The following is a 2,433-nucleotide window of genomic DNA, read 5'->3' on the forward strand; positions in this document are numbered from 1 at the left end:
CAGAAGCGCGACAAACCCCTTCCTTCAGGGCGGCGAAGACATTAAAATACACACGCTCCCCGGAAAAAGCGCGGGCGACAGTCGCCGAGGGTGAATCGAATCCTTTATAGAGCGCTCGGACGTTGACAAGCGAATCCTTGAATGAGATACAGCGCAACAACGTCAACATGACATCCGGAGGGATTCAGTATGAGCGCCTCAACCGTTTCCGACATAGACGCAATCGCAATCGAAGCCATGAAGGAGGCGTTCGACGCCTGGGCCAAAAAGGCCGCCGGCCATCGCGGCGCGCCGGAGCTGGAGGAATGCCCTGATGATCCCTCAACCCCGGTCCAGTTCGGCATCTGGTGGACGAGCGACTACAAGGGTCCGGACAACATCCGCGACGAATTCATCCACATTCTCCCCAATCTCGCCACCGCCAAGGCTGCCATCGATGCTGTGATGGAGCACTCCAAGGCGACGGGCATCGCTCCGGTTCGTCGCCGAAAGCGAAAGAGCGGTCAGGGCCTTATCGCTCGCCACGTCAGACTCACCAAGGGCACCGTTGAGACCTACGACAACGAAAGTCCCCTCGACATAGCCGAGATCGAACACCTCGAGGCCGGCGCAACAGACATTCTCATCCCCACAAAACCGAGGAAACAGCATGACGGTGTGGCATTTGAGTAACAAGGTTTCGAATCCTTGTTGCCGGCTGTTTACGGAATAAGGATTCGATGCCTAGCTTCTATCAGGTTCCAGCGAACCTTTGTGCGAATTCCATTCTTCGGAGACCCCTCATGAAATTCACCCGGCTGGCGCTCGCAGCTTCCGCTCTCACAATTACAGTCGCCGCTCCGGCGATGGCCACCGACATTCCGGCTCCGTCCGCCCCGGACATCCCATCCGCCCCGGCCGCATACGTCGAAGTCTGCGCCGAATACGGCCCCGGCTTTTTCAAGATCCCGGGAACCGACACCTGCCTAGGCACCGACGGCCGCATTCGCGCCAGCGTCTTCAACGAGAACAGCGACGACGAAGTCAACGCAAGCATAGATGCCCGCATCGGCCTGGAGGCACGCACCGCCACCGAGTATGGCATGCTGCGCGCCTACGTTCGCAGCGAAGTAGAAGCCGACAACACCGAAAAGCACGATGCCGAATTTGATCGCGCTTTCATCTCCTTGGGCCCGGCTACCGTCGGCTTCAACGAAACCCTGTTCAATACCAACGTTCTCTATGGCGACGCGACCGGCATCGCGGGCCTGGATGATAGCCAGTTGGCTATCGACGACGCGCTTCAGATCAGCGTCCTGCACACCGGATTCGGTCCGGGGTACTACGCGGGCCTGTCCCTCGAAGCTTCCGACCGCGATAAATTCGGCGCATCCTTTGACAGGGATAACCTACCGGACATCATCGGCCGCGTCGGTGTAACCCAGGGCTGGGGCACGGTCGACCTGTCTACCATGTACTCAGATACCTCGGAGGCCTGGGCGATCAAGGGCACCGGTGAAATAGCCGTGATCGAGAACGTCGATGCCCGCGCGACCGTCGGATACTTCGATGCAGCCGACGAAACCTTCCTGCTGAGCCTGGCCGCCGGCTACCACTTCACCCCGACTGTCAACGGCTACGTCGGTGGGGTGTATAACGCTAACAACGACATAGACGACATCTACGGCGGCAACGTCGGTCTGGTCTACTCCCCGCTCGCCAATCTCGACCTTCAGGGCGAAGTCGGCTACCAAGACGACGGCAACGACGACGACTGGAACACCATGTTCCGCGTCTCCACCACCTGGTAATCGGTTTCCGACACCGGGAAATCCCGAGGGTGTCGCATCGCGGCGCCCTTTTTCTTTGTCTGCCGCGATCAACATCTTCCCCACCCTGAAGGACCGGGAAGATGTTGAGTGCCACAACATATAGCGTTTTTCCGTTGGCCGCTTGCGCAATCAAAGATCGTACTTTTGAATGTAGGGGCGGTGCGATTCGATAGATCTAACACAGAGGCCTATTACCCCTGTCCCGGTCAATCTCCTAAAAGAGCGAGCGGTAGAGTTAAATACTGCGGTTTCCGTGTGTCGCCAGGATCTAGATCGTCACCCAGTGGCCTGCTTTCAGGCCTGCCCGACAATTCGTCGGTGACCCGGGCTTGCAACCTCTCGCTAATTTCCTGGGCGCCGCCCACTGTGCTCAACATATCGGAAAATGCCGAACCTTCAGGTGCCCGGCAGCTGTCACTTGTCTGTTCGTTAGTTGGACGTGGAGCGTATTAGATGGTCATTCAGCACTTTGGTCGACTACCGTCCAAAGTGGATGCTTTGCTTGGAGCTAACTCGACACCCCGCCGAAATGATGGCATCGAGATTAAAATAGTCAACATCGCGCAAAACCGTTCTCTCGCCCTCCGTTTGAACTGGCTTCATGCCGCAGGACTTGCAGTGA

At 57.8% G+C, this 2,433-nt stretch carries 3 protein-coding genes; 2 read left to right on the forward strand and 1 reads right to left on the reverse strand.

The window, feature by feature from the left end:
* The first annotated feature begins 189 nt into the window (after positions 1-189).
* Together E1297_RS02715 and E1297_RS02720 are read left to right on the forward strand one after the other, a co-directional pair.
* Entirely contained in the window at positions 190-672 is a 483-nt protein-coding gene (locus tag E1297_RS02715) for a hypothetical protein (RefSeq protein WP_155133590.1), read from the forward strand.
* 110 nt (positions 673-782) lie between these two features.
* Positions 783-1,790, forward strand: a complete 1,008-nt coding sequence (locus tag E1297_RS02720) for a porin (RefSeq protein ID WP_196223157.1) — start codon at positions 783-785, stop codon at positions 1,788-1,790.
* A gap of 498 nt (positions 1,791-2,288) precedes the next feature.
* On the opposite strand, the gene rhuM is transcribed toward E1297_RS02720, so the two are convergent.
* Positions 2,289-2,414 (reverse strand): RhuM family protein, encoded by a 126-nt coding sequence (rhuM, locus tag E1297_RS51170; protein WP_368669443.1) that lies wholly within the window; start codon positions 2,412-2,414, stop codon positions 2,289-2,291.
* Positions 2,415-2,433 lie beyond the last annotated feature (19 nt).

The sequence above is a fragment of the Roseibium sp. RKSG952 genome, from assembly GCF_009711355.1.

Coding starts and splice junctions, on each gene's coding strand:
- E1297_RS02715 (WP_155133590.1), top strand. CDS start 190: ATGAGCGCCTCAACCGTTTCCGACATAGACGCAATCGCAATCGAAGCC.
- E1297_RS02720 (WP_196223157.1), top strand. CDS start 783: ATGAAATTCACCCGGCTGGCGCTCGCAGCTTCCGCTCTCACAATTACA.
- rhuM (WP_368669443.1), bottom strand. CDS start 2,414: ATGAAGCCAGTTCAAACGGAGGGCGAGAGAACGGTTTTGCGCGATGTT.